The organism is Streptomyces glaucescens (assembly GCF_002154375.1).
GTDB lineage: Bacteria > Actinomycetota > Actinomycetes > Streptomycetales > Streptomycetaceae > Streptomyces > Streptomyces glaucescens.
The window spans coordinates 516-949 of record NZ_MUND01001107.1 but is presented as its reverse complement, the minus strand read 5'-3'; the positions used below and the strand labels follow the sequence as shown (position 1 = coordinate 949).

At 74.0% G+C, this 434-nt stretch carries 1 protein-coding gene and 1 pseudogene; both read left to right on the top strand.

Annotation, left to right across the window (positions count from 1 at the left end):
- On the top strand, window positions 1–208 hold a 208-nt coding region (locus CCN42_RS40910), incomplete at its 5' end, for a DEAD/DEAH box helicase (RefSeq protein ID WP_086742088.1).
- Window positions 205–434: pseudogene (locus tag CCN42_RS45535) on the top strand (SWF or SNF family helicase); the annotation flags it as partial. The gene CCN42_RS40910 and the pseudogene CCN42_RS45535, both read left to right, overlap by 4 nt.

Below are 434 nucleotides of genomic sequence, written 5' to 3'. Positions count from 1 at the left end.
CGACCGCGCGTACCGCATCGGGCAGACCCGGCCCGTGCAGGTGCACCGGCTGATCGCCGAGGGCACGATCGAGGACCGCATCGCCGACATGCTGAGCCGCAAGCAGGAGCTGGCCGACGCGGTGCTCGGCTCAGGCGAGGCCGCGCTCACGGAACTGACGGACGCCGAGCTGGCCGACCTGGTGGAACTGCGAGGGAGCACCCGATGAACCGGAACCACGACGACACCGAGCGCACCTTCGCCGCTCTGCCACCCGCGCGGGGACGTGGCTTCGCCCGCACCTGGTGGGGTCAGGCCTGGCTGAAGGCGCTGGAGGACACGGCGCTGGACGGCGAGCAGGTCAGGACGGGCCGGCGTCTCGCGCGCGCGGGAGCCGTGGGCGCGGTGTCGGTGCGGCCGGGCCGCATCACCGCCGTCGTCCAGGACCGTGACGG